The 22,669-nt window shown below is 37.1% G+C and carries 21 protein-coding genes; 5 read left to right on the top strand and 16 right to left on the bottom strand.

All coding sequences use genetic code 11. The features are described from left to right. Positions 1-128 precede the first annotated feature (128 nt). The 4 genes from RUH74_RS16540 to RUH74_RS16525 form a co-directional block, all read right to left on the bottom strand. On the bottom strand, positions 129-791 hold the full coding sequence (locus RUH74_RS16540; protein WP_313801948.1) for a PadR family transcriptional regulator: 663 nt from the start codon (positions 789-791) through the stop codon (positions 129-131). A gap of 30 nt (positions 792-821) precedes the next feature. Beyond that, complete coding sequence (locus tag RUH74_RS16535; RefSeq protein ID WP_313801946.1) at positions 822-2,045, bottom strand: MFS transporter; 1,224 nt, start codon at positions 2,043-2,045, stop codon at positions 822-824. Positions 2,046-2,221: 176 nt separating this feature from the next. Then, positions 2,222-3,697 (bottom strand): helix-turn-helix domain-containing protein, encoded by a 1,476-nt coding sequence (locus tag RUH74_RS16530; RefSeq protein ID WP_313801944.1) that lies wholly within the window; start codon positions 3,695-3,697, stop codon positions 2,222-2,224. Positions 3,698-3,816: 119 nt separating this feature from the next. Further along, the gene (locus tag RUH74_RS16525; protein WP_313801942.1) at positions 3,817-5,094 is read right to left on the bottom strand and encodes a murein hydrolase activator EnvC family protein; all 1,278 of its coding nucleotides are present in this window, start codon (positions 5,092-5,094) and stop codon (positions 3,817-3,819) included. A 372-nt stretch (positions 5,095-5,466) separates the two neighbouring features. On the opposite strand from RUH74_RS16525, the gene RUH74_RS16520 reads away from it, so the two are divergent. Then, complete coding sequence (locus RUH74_RS16520) at positions 5,467-6,219, top strand: nuclease-related domain-containing protein (RefSeq protein WP_313801940.1); 753 nt, start codon at positions 5,467-5,469, stop codon at positions 6,217-6,219. A 356-nt stretch (positions 6,220-6,575) separates the two neighbouring features. Here RUH74_RS16520 and RUH74_RS16515 read toward each other — a convergent pair whose 3' ends face one another. The 5 genes from RUH74_RS16515 to RUH74_RS16495 form a co-directional block, all read right to left on the bottom strand. After that, positions 6,576-6,887, bottom strand: coding sequence for a hypothetical protein (locus RUH74_RS16515; RefSeq protein ID WP_313801938.1), 312 nt, complete (start codon positions 6,885-6,887; stop codon positions 6,576-6,578). A gap of 28 nt (positions 6,888-6,915) precedes the next feature. Further along, entirely contained in the window at positions 6,916-7,632 is a 717-nt protein-coding gene (gene cuyB, locus RUH74_RS16510) for a cysteate racemase (protein WP_313801936.1), read from the bottom strand. Positions 7,633-7,671: 39 nt separating this feature from the next. Beyond that, positions 7,672-9,177, bottom strand: a complete 1,506-nt coding sequence (locus RUH74_RS16505) for a Mur ligase family protein (protein WP_313801935.1) — start codon at positions 9,175-9,177, stop codon at positions 7,672-7,674. A 30-nt stretch (positions 9,178-9,207) separates the two neighbouring features. Next, entirely contained in the window at positions 9,208-10,380 is a 1,173-nt protein-coding gene (locus RUH74_RS16500; RefSeq protein ID WP_396230075.1) for a carboxylate--amine ligase, read from the bottom strand. 207 nt (positions 10,381-10,587) lie between these two features. Beyond that, positions 10,588-11,499 carry a DUF4003 family protein gene (locus tag RUH74_RS16495; RefSeq protein WP_313801933.1) on the bottom strand — a complete coding sequence of 304 codons (912 nt, stop codon included), beginning with the start codon at positions 11,497-11,499 and terminating at the stop codon, positions 10,588-10,590. A gap of 239 nt (positions 11,500-11,738) precedes the next feature. Here RUH74_RS16495 and RUH74_RS16490 point away from each other — a divergent pair, with 239 nt between their 5' ends. The 3 genes from RUH74_RS16490 to RUH74_RS16480 all read left to right on the top strand — a co-directional run bounded on the left by RUH74_RS16490 (position 11,739) and on the right by RUH74_RS16480 (position 15,141). Next, entirely contained in the window at positions 11,739-13,589 is a 1,851-nt protein-coding gene (locus tag RUH74_RS16490; protein ID WP_313801931.1) for an LTA synthase family protein, read from the top strand. 185 nt (positions 13,590-13,774) lie between these two features. Then, a complete protein-coding gene (locus RUH74_RS16485; protein WP_053477928.1) occupies positions 13,775-14,035 on the top strand; it encodes a YiaA/YiaB family inner membrane protein in 261 nt (86 codons plus the stop codon). Between the two features lie 182 nt (positions 14,036-14,217). Continuing rightward, positions 14,218-15,141, top strand: a complete 924-nt coding sequence (locus RUH74_RS16480; protein WP_313801925.1) for a cation diffusion facilitator family transporter — start codon at positions 14,218-14,220, stop codon at positions 15,139-15,141. Here RUH74_RS16480 and RUH74_RS16475 read toward each other — a convergent pair. The 5 genes from RUH74_RS16475 to RUH74_RS16455 all read right to left on the bottom strand — a co-directional run bounded on the left by RUH74_RS16475 (position 15,138) and on the right by RUH74_RS16455 (position 18,184). After that, positions 15,138-15,455 (bottom strand): ArsR/SmtB family transcription factor, encoded by a 318-nt coding sequence (locus RUH74_RS16475; RefSeq protein WP_313801924.1) that lies wholly within the window; start codon positions 15,453-15,455, stop codon positions 15,138-15,140. The two genes, RUH74_RS16480 and RUH74_RS16475, sit on opposite strands and share 4 nt — an antisense overlap. Positions 15,456-15,539: 84 nt before the next feature. After that, positions 15,540-16,223, bottom strand: coding sequence for a hypothetical protein (locus RUH74_RS16470; RefSeq protein WP_313801922.1), 684 nt, complete (start codon positions 16,221-16,223; stop codon positions 15,540-15,542). Further along, on the bottom strand, positions 16,220-16,960 hold the full coding sequence (locus RUH74_RS16465) for a hypothetical protein (RefSeq protein ID WP_313801920.1): 741 nt from the start codon (positions 16,958-16,960) through the stop codon (positions 16,220-16,222). The genes RUH74_RS16470 and RUH74_RS16465 overlap by 4 nt, the downstream gene beginning before the upstream one ends. Next, on the bottom strand, positions 16,941-17,843 hold the full coding sequence (locus tag RUH74_RS16460) for an ATP-binding cassette domain-containing protein (RefSeq protein ID WP_313801918.1): 903 nt from the start codon (positions 17,841-17,843) through the stop codon (positions 16,941-16,943). Before RUH74_RS16460 ends, RUH74_RS16465 begins: the two co-directional genes overlap by 20 nt. Further along, the gene (locus RUH74_RS16455) at positions 17,840-18,184 is read right to left on the bottom strand and encodes a GntR family transcriptional regulator (protein ID WP_313801916.1); all 345 of its coding nucleotides are present in this window, start codon (positions 18,182-18,184) and stop codon (positions 17,840-17,842) included. The genes RUH74_RS16460 and RUH74_RS16455 overlap by 4 nt, the downstream gene beginning before the upstream one ends. Before the next feature lie 252 nt (positions 18,185-18,436). On the opposite strand from RUH74_RS16455, the gene helD reads away from it, so the two are divergent. Continuing rightward, positions 18,437-20,701 carry an RNA polymerase recycling motor HelD gene (helD, locus tag RUH74_RS16450; protein WP_313801914.1) on the top strand — a complete coding sequence of 755 codons (2,265 nt, stop codon included), beginning with the start codon at positions 18,437-18,439 and terminating at the stop codon, positions 20,699-20,701. 88 nt (positions 20,702-20,789) lie between these two features. Here the strand turns inward: helD and RUH74_RS16445 are convergent, their stop codons facing one another. Together RUH74_RS16445 and RUH74_RS16440 are read right to left on the bottom strand one after the other, a co-directional pair. Then, positions 20,790-21,746 carry an ABC transporter permease gene (locus tag RUH74_RS16445; RefSeq protein WP_313801912.1) on the bottom strand — a complete coding sequence of 319 codons (957 nt, stop codon included), beginning with the start codon at positions 21,744-21,746 and terminating at the stop codon, positions 20,790-20,792. A gap of 13 nt (positions 21,747-21,759) precedes the next feature. Then, on the bottom strand, positions 21,760-22,656 hold the full coding sequence (locus RUH74_RS16440; RefSeq protein ID WP_313801910.1) for an ABC transporter ATP-binding protein: 897 nt from the start codon (positions 22,654-22,656) through the stop codon (positions 21,760-21,762). Positions 22,657-22,669: the final 13 nt, after the last annotated feature.

Below are 22,669 nucleotides of genomic sequence, written 5' to 3'. Positions count from 1 at the left end.
TTTTTATAGTTTATCGCTAATCGATTTATGAATTCGACTATTATTATAAAATATTTCACTTTCTTTTTCATTTTAGTATCAAAACAGATTAAAGACCTGTAAAGAACACAAAAGCGTTAATCGCGTTTTTACTTATCATCTATTAAACCCGAAAAGTAATGTAATAAAGTATCTTTAACTTCAGTAAAAGGTATACCGTCCACTGAACTTTGTGTTAAAACTTGTTCCTCCTTATCCCACATATATTTGCAGTCTTCTATTAATTGAATGGTTTCCTCACACCATTTAATATACTGTAATTCTTGTTCAATCCCACGTTTTAGCACTGCTGAGCTTACTAATATTCTCGGCTTCATGACATTTCTTTCTTTTAGGCTATTCCACTTTTCATGAATAATTTCTTTCATTTTATCTAACCTATGTTGTCGTTCTTTTTTATACATATTAAGCTTAAGTAGAACCTCGTCAACAGGAATATTATCCATAAAGAATGTTTGCATTAGAAATGCATCTTTTATTTTCGGTTCTTCAATTGTTCCCATTAACCAAGCCATTAGACTTTTTCTTCCGCTTTCAGTAATAGAGTATACCTTTTTGTCAGGTTTTCCCTCTTGTTCAATGAATCTGCTGCAAATGAGCTCTTCTTTTTCAAGCTTATTTAATTCAGGATAGATTTGCGAGAGATGAGAATGCCAAAAAATACTCATGAAATCATCAAATTCTTTCTTAATATCGTACCCGCTTGCTTCCCATTTGCTCAATAATCCTAGAATTCCGTAACGTAATGACATGTCATTCACCCTTCATATATTTATATTGATTCAAACCGCATTCACATGCTTGCTCTCTTTTATATAACCTTTTCCAAGCTTCGGAATAAAATAGATCCCTAAAGTACCTATGACAATTAACAAGCCAGAAATTACAATAATCGTTGTTAGCACCCCAAAGTAATCTAACATGATCCCTACTATGAATATACCTGGCAAAGCCATTGAACTTGAAATCATATTGTAAAAACTAAAGGTTCTCGTATAATTTTCCTTTGAAACAACTTCTTGCAAATATGTAACAAATGAAACATTAAAACAGCCCACAGCAATGCCCTGCAAAAAGAAAAGTGGAAGTATCACAACCCAATTGACGACAAAAAATAGACTCCCGATACTAATACTTAAAGCGAATAATGGCGGAATTACTAGCCACTTTTTTTCAATTTTCCCATATAGCTTAGGTACGATCATTGCACCTAAGGCTATCCCAAGCAGTGATGCAGTTCCTATAAAACTTAGATTCTCAACTCCTACTGATAAAACATCATTCAAAAAAGTAATTAATATTAAATCTATTGAAGCAGCAAAAAACATTGCTAAAGCTAGAAAAGTAAAAAGTGGCTTCAACTGAGGATGTTGCCTAATATAACTTATCCCTTCTTTCAATACCTTCCATTGACTTTGTTTTTCTGTTTTCTCTTTCTTAACTAATGGTTTGACACGCTTAATACAAACAAGTGAAAGTAAAAGTATACAAGCAGAAATCATTAATAATGAAGAAGGTGTGTATGCTAATTTTATCATGAAAGCAGTAAACACCTGTCCAACTATTTTCACTGCAGTAAAGCCTAATTGTAATAGACTATTAGCAGTTGGTCGATTTTCCTCCTTAACAATATGTGGCAAAAGAGACTGATTAGCTGGAATAAAAAATAACCCCAAAATACTTAATATTACTAAAAGTAGATACACCCATTGATAGGCTATTAAACGAATAGTCACTAAAAAGATGGCCAGTATTATGACTTTTATAAAATTTGAATAACCCATTACCTTTTGCAACGTCTTATTCTCAATCCAAGCACCGATAGGGAGTGCCAAAAGTGTAATCGGGAAGTAAAAAGCAATATAAAAAAGTGTAAAGGCATTGCTAGAATTGGATTGAAATTCTAGCCATTTTAATAATGAGAAAAAAAGGATTGAATCTGCAAAAACACTTAGCACTCTACTGAAAAATAAGTTCCGAAAAGCCCTATTGTGTATGAGTAACAATTGAATACCACCCTTCCAAAATTTGTTACTCTAAGTATATTTCTTATTAATCAATATGTAAATGTTTATATATAAATATTTATATATAAACACATAACTTCCTGCTTTTCTTCGATAGCTTGTAAAAAAAAATAAGCTGTACGAATACAGCTCATCTCAATAAAAACATCTTTCCTTCATCGCCTAATTCCCGTTCGAAAAGCCAAAGGCGTACTGCCTACGTACTGTTTGAATTTGGCATTGAAATACGTTTGATGGGCATAGCCGATTAATCGAGCAACTTCATCTAATGAAATATCCGTTTCTTGCAGCAGTCGCTTAGCTTCTCGAATTCTTACTTGATGAAGATGAGCACGGAAGGTTTGCCCAGATTCAGCTAAAAACCGCCTGCTAAGCGTACTTTTGTTCATGCGCAGTCCTTCCGCACATGCTGCTAAATTCCAACCAGCATCCCAATAATTTGATTCAATCAATTCCTGAACTTTCTCCACAAGTGGCCGGGGACCGTCTTGTATTTGCTCTTGAACCTGAAGAAGCAACTTCTGGATAAATGTTAGAAGCTCTTGAACAATTTGATAAATAACAGACTGATGAATAATTTGCTTAAAAACCTCGTGATAGCTCGCTTCAAGAGACACACTATGAAGATTATACGCTTTCATATGCCTCCGGATTTGAGCGAGTACACTTGTTAATCGGATACGAACCATTTCAGGGTCTGGATAAGGACGGTCATACGTTAGAAATTCACGCTCTACCCACTCTCTTATTGCCTTTATATTCCTTGTTTCAAGCATCTCAATCCATTGACGCTGTTCAAGTGGTGTCAGAAAAGGGTCCATTTCTAATGGCTCCTTTTGTTTGTTTTCCTCCAAAATAATGTCATAGCCCTCAAAAAAGACCCTTTTTGTTAATTGTCTTGTTTGCTGATACGTTTTCTTTAATGAGCCTATTGAAGAATCTATGTTAATGACAATGGCAAGCGGCTCATCCATTCTCTCTTTCCACCTTGATAGGAAAGAATGATAAACCTCTCTAATCGATTCTATTTTTCCATTTTCCTGTACACATAGAATAAAATCAGATAATGCAAAAAGCTTATGCTTACCTGGAAAGGAATAACGCTGCAGAGCATCATAGACAAGCGGAAGTGTTTCAGCATTAGGTGTCAGAAAAGCAACCATTGTGATCGGATAGGATCTATCCTTTTCTAATAAAAATAAATCAGGGTAATCAATCGTATATGTTTCTACCTTATCGCCATCCTGATTCAAGAAAAAGTGTTGGTCATTTCGTGTTTGATATCGGATTTGCTGTATATGTTTTTTCAAATCATCGGGTGATATCGGACGGAAAATAACATCTTCTGCACGAAAACGGAGCGCACGGTAGGCAGTTTGAAATATCCGCTCAGAGGATAGACCCAACCAGCGTATTTTATACCGTTGGAGCAGCTCACAGAATCTTTCGTTGCTCTTCGTCCAACTGTCCATATCCAATATGACAAGGTCCGGCAACTCTTTTTGCACTGCTCCTGAAAACTCCTCCATCGTATTCCATAGCGTCAACTGAATACCAGGCAGATGTGATTCGAGCATCCACCGAATTCCTTGAGCCTCTAACCCATCTTTTGCCAGCACATGAATATTCAAATGTATCTCACCCCTAAAGATCAGCATAACTAATCAATCGTTTGATTAAGAACTTGCAATAAATAGACTACCCAATTAGAAAAAAGCACTACACCTATTGGTGAGTGCTTTTCGATAGCTTAATAGTTTACATATTTAAGAGGGTTAACAGAGTTTGATCTGCTTCCATTCCATGGTCCGTGGTGGATTTCAAAGTGTAAATGCGGGCCTGTTGAATGACCTGTATTCCCCATATAACCTAACAGCTGACCTTTTTCTACCCTTTGTCCATTCGATACGGAAAGGGATTCCATATGACCATAGACAGTTGTCATGACTTGTCCATCAATTACATGTGTAATCATAACGACATTTCCGTAGCTTCGGTCAAAATTCGCTTTGATTACCTCTCCTGATGCAGCAGCAACAATTGGAACTGCCTCTGTTCGGCCGCCTTTACCAATATCGATGCCTGAATGCAATCTGCCCCATCTCTGTCCATAATGGGAGGTCAGTCTGCCTGTTGCGGGATTCATAAATACTCCATTTGTCATTTCTGGAGCTGCACCGACCTTGTTTCCTTGGTTATTCTTCTGCTTTGCCGCTTGTTTTTTCCTTTGCTCTTCTAATTCACGCTGTCTTTTATTCCACGCTTCAATTTCTCGTTTAATTGCCTGTTCTTGAGCTGCAAGGATGGCAGCCTCATCTTCAAATTCAAGAAGTTCTTCATGCATATCCTTTTCTTGCTCTTTTAACTCAGCTAACAGTTTATTTCTTTCAACATATTGACCATCAAGCTTTTTCTTCATTCCTTCAAGCTCGGCCAATTTTTTATTAAGTTCTTCTAATTGCTTCTGTGCTTCTGCTTCTTTTTTATCAAGCAGCGCCTTATCTTCTTGGTGCATGCGAAGCAAATCGCGGTCTGCTTCCATGAATGAAGTTACCGCACTTACACGGTTAATAAAGTCGCTGAAGCTTTGCGCACCTAATAATACATCTAGATAATTAATGACTCCGCCATTTTCTTGAATGGAACGAATACGTTCCTTTAATAGCTCGTCTCTCTTTTTAATCTGTTCTTTTAAAATAGCAATCTCTTGCTGGAGTTTTTTAATTTCCTCTTTTGCAGCTGCAATTTGCGCTTCTTTTTCTTTAATTTTATTCTCCGTGTCTGCAATTGTAAGTTCTAATTTATCCAGCTCTTTCTGAACTGCTGATTTTTCTTCCCCAATTTGAACTAAGTCATCTTTCTTTTGACTAATCTCTGATTGAACATTTGAACGTTTTTCTTGAATTGCCTTCTTTTTTTCCTCTAGCTGCTTATTTGTTGCTGCATTGGCAGTGCTCGACATTGGCATGAGTAAACTGCTGCAGCCTAAGATAATTCCAATTCCTAGAGTGAGAAATCTTTGTTTCAATTTGATCCATGTCTCCTCTCTATTACCTTATGTACTTTAAGATTCTATTCCTATAGAACAGTAAACCTCATTTGTCTAGTTTTGGCGGAAGTTAAAGAATGGTTTATGAGGTAGATTGTAGAATGATGTTATCATTTAAGGAAAACGAGTCATATTTTGTTGTATCTTCACACATTTTATATTATAGCATTGTCATTTATAAATTTAATCACAAAAATTATTACATTTATATTTCAGCAGATTCCCCCGCTTGTAAAAATAGGTAATATTTCATAGAATGATTATAAATTATAATTGGTGGGAGCTGTCACGGTAATAAAACCCCGTTATGAATCAGAAGAATTAAAGATTTTTCGAATATTAAATAGGCGCATGAATTTATTTGCTGAAGAGGTACAGTATTATAGGCTCCTTGAAAAGGGGTATGAAGGAGAACTTCAATTTGATGCGTGGATGGGCAGTTTGGCTGATTCAGAGAATTGGCTCATTTTGAATGATTTATTGTTTGAAAGCAATCATACTACTTTTCAAATTGATTCATTGCTGCTTGTTAATGAGACTCTTTATTTTTTCGAAGTTAAAAATTATGAAGGAGATTTTATAATTAATGAAAAGGGTAGATGGCTGACGCTAGCAAAGAAGGAAATTAAGAACCCCTTACTCCAATTGAAACGAAGTGAATCCTTGCTCAGGCAATTGCTTCAAAACCTAGGAATAAATAAACATATAGAACCCTATGTAATCTTCATTAACCCCCACTTTCATCTATATCATGCCCCACTTAGCCAATCGATTATTTTCCCCACTCAGCTGAAACGATTTTCAAAAAAATTATCTGTTAAACCAGCAAGCAGAAAAAGCATACAAATGGCCGAAAAGTTAATGTCTGTTCATTTAAAAGAATCACCATACAAAAGAGTGCCTGAATATACTTATGAACAGCTAAAAAAGGGGATCATCTGTATATCCTGCCAATCTTGTGAGTTGCGATTCCAAGATCATATTTTAGTATGCTCAAAATGCTTATGTAGGGATGATGTCAAATCCTCAATTATCCGAAGTGTGGAAGAGTTTATCCTCCTTTTCCCTGATAGAAAAGTAACGACAAATGCTATTTTTGAATAGTGCAAGGTTATAAAATCCAAGAAACTTATTCGGAAGATTCTATTAGAGAACTATACAAGCATTGGCTATGGGAAATCTTCTTATTATGTAGAATCATAGAGTTGCTTGTACGAATTATCCATTATCGAGCTCTTTCCGTATTTACGTGACCGGTTCTTCCAGTTTCAACCATTATTAGGCCCAATCCATTTTTTACGCGACCAATCCTTCCAGTTTTAACCAACATTGAGCTCTATTTGCTTTTTATGCGAACAGTTCCTCCAATTTAACCATAAACATGGCTTCACCTTCTATTTATTCACCTCATCCCAAAATAAGACAAGCCGCTCCAGCATCCCGAGCGGCTTGTTTCCGAGTTATTTACTTTTATCAATCTTCATCGTTCTTCTAAGCACTTCTATTTCCCGTTTTAGCTTTATGTTTTCTTGCTTGATTGCTGTAATATCATCATGATTGTTTTTCTTGGTTAGGGGTAAAAGAGTTACCTTGTACCAGTTTTTTCCGTCTGAAGTTTCCTTTTGCAAGCTTTTATTAAAAACAGCCATAGGATAGGTCTTTTTAATATATTCTGTTTCCTCATTAGATAAGCGAAGCTCTCTAATGTGTACGCCATCGCCAAACGACTCTGACAAAAACTCTTCAAATTTTTCCACTTCATTCAGTTTCAAAAGGTACCCCTCCCTCAATTTACCTCAATTAGTTTTTCGCCTTTTTCACAACTCCGCCAGAATACTCGATCGATCTCTCGACTAGTACATCCATTGCATCTACACAGTATGGCGTTACTGCATCACTTAACTTCAAGCATGACAGCTCCGTGCAGGCGAGGATCACACAGCTGCAGCCTTCATTATGAACTAAGTCCTTTATAATATTTTCGATTATATTTACATCGATGTCCAAATCGCTTTTTACATTATAAATTGTATTCATAATTTGGTCCTGATAGACCTTGTTCGGCTTATACAACTGCATATTATAGGCATTGCAGCCCTTTTCATATATGCCGCTGCTTACTGTGCCATTCGTTGCCAAGATGCCCACCTTGCTTTGATCACCATATGTTTGATGAATCGCTTTACATGTCTCATCAATCATATGAATAATGTTGACACTTGTCATTTCCTGCATCTTATCATAGAAATAGTGTGAAGTATTACAAGGAATCGCAATATTTGCTACGCCGGCACTCTCAAGCAGCTTTATATCCTTTTCAACTGCATGAATAAAAGTATCTTCCTCATTATTCAAAATCACACTTGTTCGGTCGGGCAATGTCGCATGATTAAGAATGATCATATTAATATGATCTTGGTCAGATCCAGCTACAGTATTTTCAATTACCTTTTCAAAAAAAACAGATGTGGCCATCGGTCCCATTCCGCCGATTACACCTAAGCTCTTCTTTCCCATTATTCAACCTTCTCAATTAACAATTTTTTATACTTCAATCTATTCAAGTATTTCTAAACGAAGTTCTTTTTTTTCGCGAAGTAACTGCAAAGCAATTTCAGCTCCATGATCCATTCCTTGACAGCCAGCTAGAAGAACCAAATCTCCTTCTTCCGCCTTAGCCAATGCACGGGCAATCGCATCTGGTAATTCTTCATATAAATCAACTTGGATACGTGCTTCACCCATGACCTCTTCAAAGACACGCTGTTCCTCATCTGTCACCTTATCCTTAGCAGTCACATGAGAGACGCTCTTTGTTGCAATAATCTCATTCAAACCAAGCTTCGCCGCCCATTCAACAATCGCTTCCGCATTTTCTCGGTTAACTGTTGGTCCGCGCTCCCCACGAATGGCATATACTATATGAAGCTTTTTGTAATCCATATACTTTAAGGTTTGCAGTGTTACGTTGATATTCCCTGTATTTGCAAAATGATCATCAATTATTTTAATATCTTCTTCATAAATAAATTCAAATCGCCTTTCAACACCAGCAAAGTTTTTCAATGTATGCTGGATTGTTGACACGGCTACACCGGAAAGCAATGCTACCGTAATCGCAACCATTGAATTGTATACAGAATGAAGGCCAGGAACAGACAGCTCGATATCAAATTCTCCCGGGATGTATTCTGCGCCATTCGCTTTAAACGCCTTCAAAATTTCAACAGTAAATTTAGCTCTTCCCGTTGTTAAATCTAAATTTTTACAATGGATATGGCCTTCTTTGCTATTTACGCCAAAGGTAATTACCTTTGCTTTTGTTTGATTAACAAGCGATGCTGAGTATGGATCATCAAGGTTAAGAACAGCAAAGCTTTTCTCACTCGCATTTCTAATTAAACTGGATTTCGCTTCGAAATACTGTTCAAATGAACCATGTGAATCGATATGTTCCCGGCTAACATTGTTTAATGAAACAATATCATAATCAACTGTCTCCACTCGATGAGTCTCAAGAGCTGCTGATGATACTTCCATACAAACATGTGAAACATCATTCTCCACCATTTGATTTAAGTAATTTTGTAAATCCAATGATTCTGGTGTTGTCAGCTCTGCAGGGATCGACATATCATCAATTTTTATAGAAACCGTTCCGATTAATCCCGTTTTAAACCCTTCATTTTCAAGAATGGCATTAATCATATAGGATGTAGTTGTTTTTCCATTTGTTGCAGTAACGCCAATCATCTTCATCTTTTTAGAAGGATGATCATAAAAGGCATCGCCTAATTGTGCAAGAGCAATTCTGCTGTTCTTCACAACAAATTGCGGGATATCGAATGCTTCCTGTACTTCTTCTACAACAGCTGCTACAGCTCCATTGGCTACAGCCTGAGCAAGGTATTTATGGCCATCTGTTTTATATCCGCGAACACAAACGAATAGATGTCCATTAGAAACCTTTTGCGAATGGTAGGAAATACCGCTAATCCTTATATCCTTGTCATTATAAACACGCTCAACCTTTATCGAACGTAGAAGTTCCTCTAACTGCATTATTTACTACCTCTTTTCTGCATCTATCAATTATTTTCTTTTGAGCATCTTCCCAGCTGTTTTCTTGAAAAAGATCATTCCAGGCTTTGGATCCTGCCAATCCCAGATTGCATAAGCCTTTTTCTTGAATAGCGATTTAAACACTTCGCCTCTAGTCAGTTGACCCGTTCGAATATAACCCTTTATCGCTAACATATCCTCATAAGCGTACCAAAATACACGATTTTTATCTTCTTTCACCGCTTTTGGCGGAAGCGGAGAGCCGGTTAGTTCACGGTACGTAATATAAGGAAAGTTAACACCGACCTTATACAATAGATTGTTGAGGTTTGTAATTCTCGCATTGATTTCAATTAAATAATATTTGCCTGTTTCCGCATCCTTCTTAAACTCAATTTCCGCAAAACCTTTGTATCCAATTTCCTCTAAAAATTTCGCCCCAATCTCGTAAAGCTCTGGAACATATTTTTGCTCCGTATAAACAGAAGCACCGAAGTTAATTGGATATTGACGATGTTTTTGACAGGTTACCCAATGAGTTACCTTAGAATCTTGATTTAAATATGCATCAAATGTGTACATATGATCATCAAATCCAGGAATAATCCGCTGAACAATTACTTCTAAGCCTGCTTTTTCTGCTTTTGCTAAAGCATCTTCTAATTCCTCTTTATTATGAACCTTAAAAATCTTTCTCCTGAAAGTGGCTACAAACGTAGGTGAATCAGTTGGTTTCACAATGCAAGGATATTTAATGATTGTATCGATTTTTTCAAAAAAGTTTTCTTCATTGACTCGGACCGTTTCTGGTACAAGCATCCCCTTTTCCATCGCTAATGCATGAAGAGCTTCTTTATTCATGACTTGCGAATACAGCCCTTTTTTCGTTTGAGGGATCAGATAGCCTTCTTTAAGTTCATCTAAGTACTCATCGATTACTTCTACATATGAATCATGACAAGGAATAAGAACTGGCTTTTCATTTTCCTTGCTCGCATACTCCTTTAGAAATTGCACGAAAGCTTCTGTTTCCTTTTTATAATGAGGCGCAATCAGGCGCTCCGAACAATATTTCGATTCAGCCCCGTACGTATCAGCCCCAGCATAATCCACTGCAACTGTATGTATTCCATTCACACCCAGACAACGGATGGTACTTAAACCTATATAATAATTACACCCTAAAATAACTGCTTTATTCAACTTATTCATCTCCTCGAATATCTATTATAACGACATTCATCAATATATTGATATTGACACAGAAATACGCAACCATGCAAGAGATAATAAGGAATTTCGAACAAATAGCACAGGTATTTTCTGGTTTTATACACAATCTTCATATACCGGAAAAATTGCCTACATTTTCGGTCAATTCAAAAAAAGCACATCCATTATGGATATGCCCTAACTTCCTGAAGAGGCAGCGGCTGCAGATGCTGCCGTAACAGCCGCTGCAGATGCCTGCTGTGCCTGAATCATCGCATGAATCGCTGTTGTCAGTTCTGCGGATGCGTCAATATAATCCTGCGATACAAAGGTTGCTGCTACACTAATCGCCATCTCTTTATACCATTTAAATTCTTTCATCTCTGATAGCTTGACAGCAAGACTGGCAGCTTCCTTTATTTTTCCTGTAAGCGCAATGACGCCAAGTGCAGGGTAATGAATGTCCTTTACCTTTAAACCCCGTCGGATAAGCTCTTCTTTTGCATAGATAACCTCTCTCACCAATTCGTGCTGAAAATCCCCACACATTACAAGCATATTTGCCAAAAATTGCAGATTGTTCCCTTTCCATAATCCCTTATCATTCAACCCGCGGTAATAACGCTCGGAAATTTCTATTAGTTCATTTACCCTGCCATCCCTTTTGGCTATAATCACTGCCGCTGGGTAATCATCATAAGAAGTAAGGAAGCGGTGATGCTTTTTCATTTCTTCATATATCGCATGGATCCGGCTCGCATCCATATCATCATCTAATAAAAATGCAGCAATATATGTGAACGAGGATGAACGCATATTTGCCTTTCGTAATATTTGATAATTATGATGCAAGCGGCTAATTTCCACTTCTGGATGGCTATCCTTTGCCATGATTAGCCCAGTCATTGAAAAATAAATCCCTCTTAACGGCGAAAACATAGATGTACTGCTCTTCACCAGATCAGCGACTTTAATAAAAGCATGTCCATCGATTTTTTTCCCTTTTGCCGCAAATTGGGCAGCGGTTAACAGTACTAGACGGCGATCCATCCAATTGCCTGCAGCTCGGCGCAGCACTTCTACATTTTCTTCAAGTAATTTCTTCTCCAATGTCTATCACTCCGATATCTTCTTTTGTATTAATTCATTTACGAAGCGACAGCAAAAAAGTTCCCTTATTCTGAATCTTTCTATTAGGCACTTACGTCATAATGAGTGAAGTCCTTTTAAAGCGATCATTAATAAATTGCAAAGCAAATAGACATACTTACAAGTATACTTTTGTTTGCAAGGTTTGGTGAAAATTTGTTAAGTTTAAAAAAGGAATTCTTTGGTTAGAGGTGCTTTGTATGCAAAAGTGGAATATGAATCTTAAAAAATATATTTCCCATCCTTTTACACTCATTATGCTTGTGTTATTTATCAAAATTACTGCATTTCAAATGATTATTTTCGATAACAAGTCGATCTTCCATATTGCTTTTATCGAGTTTCCTATATGGGCACTCATGCTAACAAGTCTTCTTTTGATTTTCAAAAAGCGAAGATGGCTTTCTATCTGGATATTTAATCTAACTTTATCTGCACTTTTTATTGTTATTATGTATTACACTAGATACTTTTCAACTGTTCCTTCCTATTATGATGTCAAACAAATTTACCAATCGAATTCCGTAGGAGGCACAGTTGCGTTGCTTGGAACACCATATGACTTTTTATTTTTCTTGGATGTTGTATTGATCCTTCCTCTCATATGGTATTTCACGAAAACATCTAATCGACTCACCTTACCTTTAGCAAAAAAGTCAGCCATCGCTTTTAGCTGCGCCGGGTTAGTTACAACAGCCATTGCTTTTTTCTATCCCTTAGTGGATGTTTCTTACTTTGCCAAAAAGCATGGCTATATTCAATCACAATTCGTTCAATTCTATGAACGGGGACTTGGGAAGGCTTTTGCAAAAAATGATCATTTAACCGATGAAGAATTAGAAAAGTTAAAAGGAAATGCTTACGTCCCTTACTCCGAACATGAAACATTTGGGCTTGCTAAGAATCGTCATGTGTTTACCATTCAGGTAGAGTCCTTGCAGGAATTTGTAATTAACAAATCCATTAATGGGGAAGAAATTACGCCAAATTTAAATAAACTACTAAAGGACAGCGCCTATTTTGATCATGTTTATCAGCAAATCGGCGCCGGTAATACCTCAGACGCTGAATGGATTATGCATACTTCTTTATACCCTGAAGGCATGGATCCGACAGTGAATGTCATTGATGGGAGTGAAATCCCTTCACTTGTACGTACATTGGCACGTAATGGATATGGAACAGCTACATATCATGCCGATGATATAACATATTGGAGCCGGGATAAATTATACCCTGCTCTTGGGTTTAACTATGTATATACAAAAGAGGAAATTCCAAATAAAAAGGAAATTGGGTTTGGGCCAGCTGACGAAGTATTGTTTAGTTATGTTGAAAAGCAACTTCCAGGGCAATTAGAAAAGCACTCGCTCATGTACTCAAATATTATTACATTAACAAGCCATACCCCTTTTGAAATGCCAGATGAATACGAATATCTCGATTTGCCGGCTTCCTTTAAGGAAACATATGTTGGGAACTATCTCCAATCCGTACGGTATACGGATGAACAGATTGGGAAATTTATTCAATCATTGAAGGAACTAGGCATATATGATCAATCACTCATCCTGATTTACGGGGATCACTCAGGCTTGCATGGAGCGCCAGTGACAGAGAAGGATGAACAGCTATTAAAGGAAATGCTTGGGCATGATTACAATTTACATGACCGTTTTGTCGTCCCAGTTATTTTTAATGCACCTGGGATCTTCAATGGTGAAACACATTCCCAGCTCGGAGGTCAGATTGACCTAATGCCTACGTTATTAAATCTGCTGGGAATTGAACACAACTCACAAATGATGGGTCATAATCTTTTTCAATATAAAAAAAATCTGCTAGGTATGCGTTATTATATGCCGGGTGGGTCCTTTATCAGTGATCATACATTGTACACAGCACCAAGCGCTAAACTTCCTGCACGATTATATAATCGGGAAACGATGAAGAAAACGAAAAACACGAAGAATATGCAAAAATATATAGATAATACCTTACAAATAATGCAGTACTCGGACTTTATTAGAAAAGAACAAGAGAAGAAATAGCTTTCCAAATGCAGCCTCAATATCGAGGCTGCATTTATAATTACACGACATAATACCCACTTCCATACAAGTAAAAATATGGTATAATCATGACAGTTTCCATCATTAACATCTACTTTATCTTTCTAACAAACAAAGCTTTAAAAATCAAAATAGATTACAAGAGTTATAAGGAGGTCATTCTTATGCAAAGATATCGAAGGAGAAATACAACTGCATTCACCGTATTAGCCTACTTTACGTTTTTTGCTGGTGTATTTTTATTTTCCATCGGTCTATACAACGCCGATAATCTGCAGCTAAACGAAAAAGGCTATTACATTGCTGTTATGATCCTCGTTGCAGTTGGAGCCATTCTTACTCAGAAGGTTACAAGAGATAATGCTGAAGACAACGAAATTATTGCAGAGCAAGAAAGAAAACAAAACCTTAATAAGATTGATTAATGACGTAAGGAAGACACTAATTCAAGTGTCTTCCTTTTTTAATCTCTTTATATTTTTTCAAGCAATAGATAAAACTAAGTAATTAATTTCGACAATATTTAATTAATTGTTGAACTATTTATCCGTTTGTATCATAATATATATGAGCATATATTCATATAATAAAATAGGAGGTATCCTTTATGGGACATCACCATGGACATTCACATGTTCATAATCATTCACACGCACATTCAGGTAATAAAAGAGCTTTATTTTTATCCTTTCTTCTCATTGCATCTTTCATGATTGTCGAAGTAGTCGGAGGGATATTAACAAACAGCCTTGCACTCCTATCAGATGCTGGCCATATGCTGAGCGATGCTGCCGCATTAGGTTTAAGCTTATTTGCCATTAAGCTTGGCGAAAGAAAGGCCTCTGCTTCAAAAACATACGGGTACAAACGGTTTGAGATTATTGCTGCTGCTCTTAACGGGCTGACACTTATTGTTATCTCCGTTTATATTTTCTATGAAGCTTTCCATCGTTTTTGGAATCCGCCTGAAGTGCTTAGTGGCGGAATGCTAATTATTTCAAGCATTGGTTTACTTGTAAATATTATTGCAGCATGGATTTTAATGAGAGGAGATAAAGAGGAGAATCTTAACGTTCGCAGTGCCTTCCTTCACGTAATTGGTGATATGCTTGGCTCAGTAGGCGCGATTATTGCTGCTTTGCTGATGATTTTCTTCGGCTGGGGAATTGCCGATCCAATTGCCAGTGTGATCGTAGCAATTCTTATCTTAATTAGCGGCTGGAGAGTTATAAAGGAGTCTTTCCATATTTTAATGGAAGGAACGCCGGCAAATCTTGAACTGGAGAAGGTAAAGTCATCATTATTAAAAATCCCAGCTGTCATAGAAGTACATGACATGCACATATGGTCGATTACTTCAGGTATGCCGATGTTAAGCTGCCATATGGTTATTGAGGGAGAAGCTGTTCATGATACCATTCTCCACCGTGCACAAGCAATCCTTCATGATGATTTCGAGATTGATCATAGTACGATTCAAATCGAAAAGATAGAGCATGGCTGTCCAAATCACCATGGAAGCTGTAATTAATGATGATTTGCATGCTCAATCGTTTGTCTTAAAATATCCATCACATGCTCATCATCGCATGAATAAAATAAGGAAGTCCCTTCTCTTCTAAATTTAACCAAACGCAAGTTTTTTAGAAAACGAAGCTGATGGGAGACGGTTGATTGCAGCAGAGACAGTTTTTCAGCAATATCATTTACGGAATGCTCGCCATCAAATAATAAATGTAAAATACGAATCCTTGTTGGGTCTGACAATGCTTTAAAGGTTTGAGATACGATGAAAAGCGTTTCCTCATCGAGTTCTTTTAAGTAAAAATGCGGATCTTTTTCCAAATGAATCATCCTCCTATCCTTATTATAACAATACTTGAAGTGGAAAAAATCATGGGCTTTTAGAAAGCCCATGATTTTTTTTTATTATTCGCCAACAAAGATTGCGGACATTTCTGTTCCTTCAATTAATTCGAGGTTTTTCGGGATACGAATGTACAAATATGGACTGTTCACAATAATATGGCTTCCTTTTTCCCTAGCCTCAGTAAACTGATTAATTGTAAATTCATTTTTCACGATGGAAACATTCACTTCTCTCTCTTTCGGTAGTTTAATCGTTAAGATATTATTCTCTAGTACATAGCTGAGTGGTTCACCTGCCATATCAGTGAAATCAATAGAATCAATGGTCAGTTCACTCGCATAACAGAAAACCTCTATTTTCCCATCATCCACTTGCTTTCTTTCCACATATAGCTCGGGAACGTCCCCATAGATTGTATCAATTTCAAGTGTCTTCCCTTGGTAATTGTCAAAGTTCTTTTGAGTGACTAGGTATCTTTCATCAATGTCTTCAATTTTTCCTCGTCTAAGTGCTTGATGAAGCTGATTATCCGCTTGACTGAGCTCCTTTTCACTGACGGTTTCTCGAGCATGTAATTTTCCATCTGCAACAAATGGGGCAGCAGCCATTGAAAAGAGCAGCACACCTACATAAATAACAAGAAGCCAATGAGTTATTTTCACAGTAACAAACTTTTTGCGCTTATTAATTGATAGGAATGCAATAGCAAGTGCAACCAGTAATATAGGAATGATACTACTCATCTTCTAACCTCCATTCGATTCAAAATAGCAATGGATGCAAAAAAGAATAAACAACTGGTCAATACGATCTTTAAAAGCGCTAAAAGAAGGGATGGCTCAAAAAAGTAGAATTTAAAGATACTTGTTAAGAATGGCTCCTTTTGAACCCTCGTTGTAAGCAGAATAGTACCAAAGAATAGAACAGGAACGAAAAAGATAAATAGTTTACTGACTTGAACTAACGTCCCGACTAAATAGCCAAATGCACTTATACAGAACACATATAAAATGGTCATAGCTATCCCCAGCGCAAATTCCTTTAATCCGCTCTGAAAGCTGTATAGCTGCTCATTGAAAAGAAAATAAGCAATGATTTTCAGCAGGTTGTTGGCAAGCATAGCAGTCATTCCACCAATGATACTAGCTGTTAGTAAAAATAGTACATTTGCCATGCTGCTGCTTAAACGATTCGCCACAAAAGTAAAATCTTGGTTTCGATAAGGCTTTGTTGTAATTATGATGGCTGTTACAAAAGCCCAAATCATTGTAAAAGCAATAACTAGATCTGCGGAATAATACTTCACTTCAATACTAAGATTGCCTGAGGAGGCAAATGTTGAACCAACACCGCCTAAAGAAAATAGCAAAGCTAATAATTGAATCCATATAAGTGAACTGAAAGAATCGATATTTGCTTTTAGTTTAAAAAGATACTGTTTTTTTACAATATCCGCAAAATTAGCGATCATTAAAGACATTGTCAATGCCTCCTTTCGTTTCACTGGTTAAATAGACACATAGATCACTTGCAGAAACAGGAGTAATCTCTAAGCCTGCAAGACTAGCTTTCCTAAATGAAGGCTCATCAAAATCATTTTTTACCACTGCGTATAACGTATCTGCACCTATTTGATTCTTATAAATCAGTTCTTTCTTATCCAACCATTCTAGAACAGTTACAGTTGCTCCTTTTATACCAATCGCCCATTCCTTGAGATCATCCATTGGCATATGCAAATGTTTTTGGCCATCCTTTATCAGAAGAATATCTTCCAGTAAATCTTCTATTTCATCTAAATGATGACTAGAAAGAATAATTGTACGAGGAAAAGCCAGGTAATCCTTGAGCAGTGCTCGGTAAAAGTCCTTTCTAACTGCTGTATCCATACCTGACGTCGGCTCATCAAAAATTGTTAACGGACATCTTGCTGCTAGGCCAACAATCATATTGAAGGTACTCGTTTTCCCTTTAGAAAGCCGCTGATGATAAGCTTTTCGATCAAAGGAAAAGTAATCAAATAGGCGTTCTGCTAAACTCATATCCCAATTCGGATAGAAACTCCCAGCAGCTTCTAATAATTCGTATAACTGCAATGCTGGAGGAAAGCTCATTTGATCATCGATAAAAATAGAGTTTGCAGACACATTTAGGCTATTAAATGGTCCTTCAGAAAAAACATGGATCGTCCCAGAAGTTTCTTTGAGGAAACCTGCTATTATTTTTAACAACGTTGTTTTCCCTGCCCCATTTCGGCCAATCAGTCCTGTAATTGTATTTTCTGCAATAGAAAAGGAAAGCTGATTTAATGCCTTTTTCCCTAGATAAGATTTCGTTAAATCTTTACACTCAATAACCTTCATTGCTCCCCCTCCTCGTTTTGAACGGCCCTTATCATTTCAATTAATTCATCTTCACTCATTTGCAAACGAGAAGCCTCTAAAACCACTTCTTGTACTAATCGCTTCAATGTTTGGTTCTTCCGTTTGTTTATTATCATTTCTTTCGCGTGTACTGAAACAAACATACCAAGCCCCCGCTTTTTAAATAGGATGCCTTCATCAGCAAGCAAGTTAAGTCCCTTTGCTGCTGTAGCCGGATTTATTGTATACATTTCCGCCAACTGGTATTGGGAATACACCTTTTGGTCACTTTCAAAGCTGCCTTTCATAATCTCCGTTTCAATCCATTCTGCGATTTGCACATAAATAGGCTTCGTTCCATCCGTATTAAGAATAGAAATCGCCCCCTTCTAATATAGTGCATTACTGTTGTAATGTACTATACATCATATTTTTAGAAAATTCAAGTTCCCCAGCCAAAATATGAAGTGCTGCTATTGCGAATGATTTGTATTGCATCCGACTAACTTTTCTGATAATATAAGCTTCTTGTCACTCACGCTCCTTTGTATTTCTCCATTGCGGCTGAATTTGTAAATGGAAAGGAGATTCAAATGTCATCTCAACAACAGCACCCCGATTTTCAACACGAAGTTCAACGTCTAGAATTTACAAAAAAGTATATTGATGTCGTGATTAAAACAGCTGAAACGAGCAAGGATCAATTTCTAGAAAATATGAAAGAGGCCTTTCAGGATACAGACGCGCTCGAATCCAGCATGAGCTATTTATCCCTTTTAACAAATGCACGATTCTTTGAAATGTCCCGTGAAGAATTAAAAAACTTGAAGATTGCGAGAAGGAAGCCATATTTTGCCAGACTTGATCTCTTACGTGAAGGCTTGGAGGAGAAAGAAAGCTTATACATCGGAAAAACATCATTATACTCAAGGGAAAATCAGGAACAAATTATTGTGGATTGGCGCTCGCCAATTGCCAATCTGTATTATGAAGGACGGCTTGGCGAGGTCCATTACGAATCCTATGAAGAGAGCTTTAAGGGCTATTTGTCTTTAAAGCGCCAGTTTATGATTGAAGATGGTCAGCTTGATGAAATTCGCGATATCGATCTAACAACGACAGATGAGCTACTTCAAGAGTCTTTATCAAAAAGCTCAAGCAATCGCCTGACTGAAATTATCTCCACCATACAGGAGGAGCAGAATAAAATTATTCGGGCTGACCTAAATCGGCCGATTATTGTCCAGGGGGCTGCTGGAAGCGGGAAAACAACAATTGCCCTTCATCGAATAAGTTATTTCATTTATCAATATAAAGAAAATTTTGCCCCTGAACAGTTAATGATCTTAGCGCCAAGCCGTCTGTTTATCGACTACATATCAGAGGCACTGCCGGAATTAGGCGTAGAAAAAGTCAGGCAAACGACTCTGCAAGACTATATACAAGCATGTATTGATCAAAAGCTAAACATTCAAGATGATGACAAACTCGTACGCCTTTTGGAAAACTCAGATTGCAGCGAAACGCAAACTGCCGCATGGGCATCATCCATAAAAGGCTCCCCTGTCTTTCATCGCATATTAACCAACTATATAACTAGTGTTTATGAAACCTTTTACCCTTCAAAGGACTTTACTGTCGATAAATTTCGGCTTTTCAGCTATAAAAAATTCATCCAGCTTTTTAAAGATGATTATAATTATCTTCCGTTATATAGAAGATTAGAAAAGCTGAAAGCAGTCCTTCAGAATGACCTAGCTAAGAAAAAGAAAAACATGATAGAAAAAATCGAAACATATTACGATGATCGAATCGAACGGGCAATCTATCAAGGAAAAGATCCAGACAAAAGAAGGCAATATGTATCTGATGCGCTTGATAAGAAGGCACTGAGACTTGCTGAAATAAAAAAAGCCATTAGAAATGCTGTTTCTTCTTATATGAAGCAGTTTCCAAGAAAGACATTAATTCAATACTACCAATCCTTGTTTAATGATTCGAAGCAGCTTTGCCAGTGGGCAGAGGGCCAACTTACTGAACAAGAGGCGAATGTTCTCTGCCAATATAACAAACAGCTATTTGCAAAAAAACAGTTCGAAAGAGAAGATCTCGCTCTTTTGCTATATCTGCAGGTCTATCTCTTCGGAATACCTAAGGAATTGAAGGCAAAAAATATTGTCATTGATGAAGCACAGGATTACAGCTTTATGGAGCTTCTCTCCCTGAAAAAAGCACTTGATACAGATATGTTTACTCTTGTTGGCGATCTTGCACAGGGGATTCATTCCTATCGGGGGCTGGCATCTTGGGAAGAGGTAGTAAATAAAATTTTCCCACGCGCAACATACACAGAACTGCAAAAAAGCTACCGTACGACTGTTGAAATTATGGAAAAGGCAAATGAGCTAATGCGGCTGCTCCCCTACTCCTTCCCTGTAGTAGAGCCTGTAGTCAGGCACGGAGAAAGCCCAAAGTTTATTAAAAGAAAAAACGGGAAAGAACTTGTCAGCCAAATTGAAAAGCAAGTGTCTCGTTTAAAAAAGGAAAATTATAAAACAATTGCAGTCATCGGGAAAACAATGAAAGACTGCAGGCTCCTGGATAGCCTTTTTAAAGAAAACTCCCATGAGCCTGTTAAATTACTTGAAGAACAAGAAAAAATCCCAAAAGATGAAATGGTCATCGTTCCATCCTTCTTAGCAAAAGGCTTGGAATTTGATGCAGTTATGATCGTCTGTATTAATGAGACATTTTCGAGAGATTCGGAACTAGATATCAAGCTGCTTTATGTAGCAATGACAAGGCCTTTGCACCGTCTGTTCTTTTTGGGGGAACGAAAGGAAGACTTTATAATTTAACGGCTATTCAACCGCGTTTTCAGCGGCTTCAAATAAAGTCAGCTTCCTAAGATAACATAGGAAGCTGACTTTATTGATTAAATTTTTATTATGCAGCAATATCTCTTTTGTTAAATAGCGCAAATGCCAATGTATGAAAAATGGCTAAGTAAACGATCAAGACGATAATCGAGAACGAAAGTGTCATACCATCAACAGGCGGGACCCCATCGAAATATACAGTTAAATTAGTATTTGCAAATAAGAGGTACTTCGTCCACTCAAACTTACTTGCTAAGAGCATAGTTGCGGTATTTCCAGTAAATAAAAGGAATAAGGATAAACCAATAGCCAATGAACTAATCCGAAATATGGCCGATATCATAAAGGCCATTGTAGCAATTAATAGCACATCTGCTGAGCTTAGTAAGTATTGGGCAGCTAAATGAATAGCCATATTTCGTTCAACTACCTCCCCATTTGCAAATGCTAAATAGGTAACTGTATCAGCTGGAGCACCAAATAATAAAAAACCGACAATAGCTGATAAAACAAATAGGATAGTAAGAAAAAATAACCCATACAAAAGAATTGTCACATATTTGGACAGTAATATTTTTGACCGACTCAACGGTCTAATTAAAAGGAGTTTAATCGTCCCCCATGAGAATTCTGATGAGACACTTCCCGCGGCAATTATAATCGTAAACAACCCTGCAAACGTAATTAGTGCCTGTGAATCCTCTACAAACGTCCACATATGCATCTCATTCTGTGGAGGGATTTCTTGTTTAAGCTGATACTCTTTAATAGCGATTTGTCTTTCATAGTACATTTTTAAGTTAGCATTATTCGCACCTGTTTGTTCTAAAGAAGAGCGATCATTTTCCAACTGTTTTTCTATCGTTTGCTTCCAGTTGTTGTTCTCTGGCGCCGGAGTTTGGCTATCCATAAATTTCGTCAACACACCAAATCCAATTACAAACAATATCATTATTCCAATCATACATAAGGTTGCTTTTCTTCTAATTACCTTAATCCATTCGTTCAGTATTAAATTTCCCAAGACTTATCTCCCCCTAACCAGCAGTCACTTCAAGAAAATGGTCTTCTAACGTTTTTGAAATTGGTTTCACACTATAAATAGCAATATTCCGTTCAATTAATTGATTGATTATAGCAGGGATATCCGTCTTTTGACATTTTATAGTAAACCCAGAATCTACTTTTTTCAGTTCATAATGCTTTTGAAGCCATTGCATGGCTTCACCCAGACTTCCTGTCTCGAAGGCGTATAGGATATGTTTATCATTAATTAATGAATTCACTTCCTGCACTTCTTTTAGCTCTCCCTTTTGTATAATCGCAATTCTGTCACACATCATTTCCATCTCACTTAATAAATGACTTGAAACAATCACACTCATCCCTTTTTCATGAGTCAACTTCCTTAAATAGTCTCTAATTTCTCTGATCCCAGCTGGATCTAACCCATTGGTCGGCTCATCTAAAATTAATAGTTGGGGATCATGCAAAAGGCATTGAGCTAACCCCAGTCTTTGTCTCATCCCTAACGAGTAAGTTTTAACCTTATCATGAATCCGCTCATTCAATCCAACAAGCTCTACAACCTCTGCTATTTTTTCTCTAGAGATATTTTTTTGCATTCGCGCGTATTGAAGCAAATTTTGATATCCAGTAAGAAATTTATACATCTCTGGATTTTCAACTATCGCTCCAATCTGCTGAATCGCTTTACTAAAATCCTTTTTAACACTTTTGCCACAGACGATAATATCCCCGCTGCTTATCTCCATTAATCCGACAATCATTCGGATCGTAGTTGTTTTTCCAGCACCATTAGGTCCCAACAGTCCAAAGATTTCTCCTTTTTTGACAGAAAAGCTTAGCCCTTTAATAATTTCTTGGCCCTTTATCTTCTTCTTGACATTGTCTAAAGCTAATACGTATTCCATCTACCTTCCTCCC

This window comes from Cytobacillus sp., from assembly GCF_032154635.1.
GTDB lineage: Bacteria > Bacillota > Bacilli > Bacillales > Cytobacillaceae > Cytobacillus.
Note: the sequence above shows the minus strand (reverse complement) of the source record. Positions and strands in the feature narration are given on the sequence as shown.

What these genes read in the sequence shown, in the direction of transcription:
- cuyB (WP_313801936.1), bottom strand. Translation starts at nt 7,632, where the DNA reads ATGGGAAAGAAGAGCTTAGGTGTAATCGGCGGAATGGGACCGATGGCC.
- RUH74_RS16520 (WP_313801940.1), top strand. Translation starts at nt 5,467, where the DNA reads ATGAATTTATTTGCTGAAGAGGTACAGTATTATAGGCTCCTTGAAAAG.
- RUH74_RS16505 (WP_313801935.1), bottom strand. Translation starts at nt 9,177, where the DNA reads ATGCAGTTAGAGGAACTTCTACGTTCGATAAAGGTTGAGCGTGTTTAT.
- RUH74_RS16460 (WP_313801918.1), bottom strand. Translation starts at nt 17,843, where the DNA reads ATGAAGGTTATTGAGTGTAAAGATTTAACGAAATCTTATCTAGGGAAA.
- RUH74_RS16540 (WP_313801948.1), bottom strand. Translation starts at nt 791, where the DNA reads ATGTCATTACGTTACGGAATTCTAGGATTATTGAGCAAATGGGAAGCA.
- RUH74_RS16465 (WP_313801920.1), bottom strand. Translation starts at nt 16,960, where the DNA reads ATGTCTTTAATGATCGCTAATTTTGCGGATATTGTAAAAAAACAGTAT.
- RUH74_RS16440 (WP_313801910.1), bottom strand. Translation starts at nt 22,656, where the DNA reads ATGGAATACGTATTAGCTTTAGACAATGTCAAGAAGAAGATAAAGGGC.
- RUH74_RS16485 (WP_053477928.1), top strand. Translation starts at nt 13,775, where the DNA reads ATGCAAAGATATCGAAGGAGAAATACAACTGCATTCACCGTATTAGCC.
- RUH74_RS16480 (WP_313801925.1), top strand. Translation starts at nt 14,218, where the DNA reads ATGGGACATCACCATGGACATTCACATGTTCATAATCATTCACACGCA.
- RUH74_RS16470 (WP_313801922.1), bottom strand. Translation starts at nt 16,223, where the DNA reads ATGAGTAGTATCATTCCTATATTACTGGTTGCACTTGCTATTGCATTC.
- helD (WP_313801914.1), top strand. Translation starts at nt 18,437, where the DNA reads ATGTCATCTCAACAACAGCACCCCGATTTTCAACACGAAGTTCAACGT.
- RUH74_RS16490 (WP_313801931.1), top strand. Translation starts at nt 11,739, where the DNA reads ATGCAAAAGTGGAATATGAATCTTAAAAAATATATTTCCCATCCTTTT.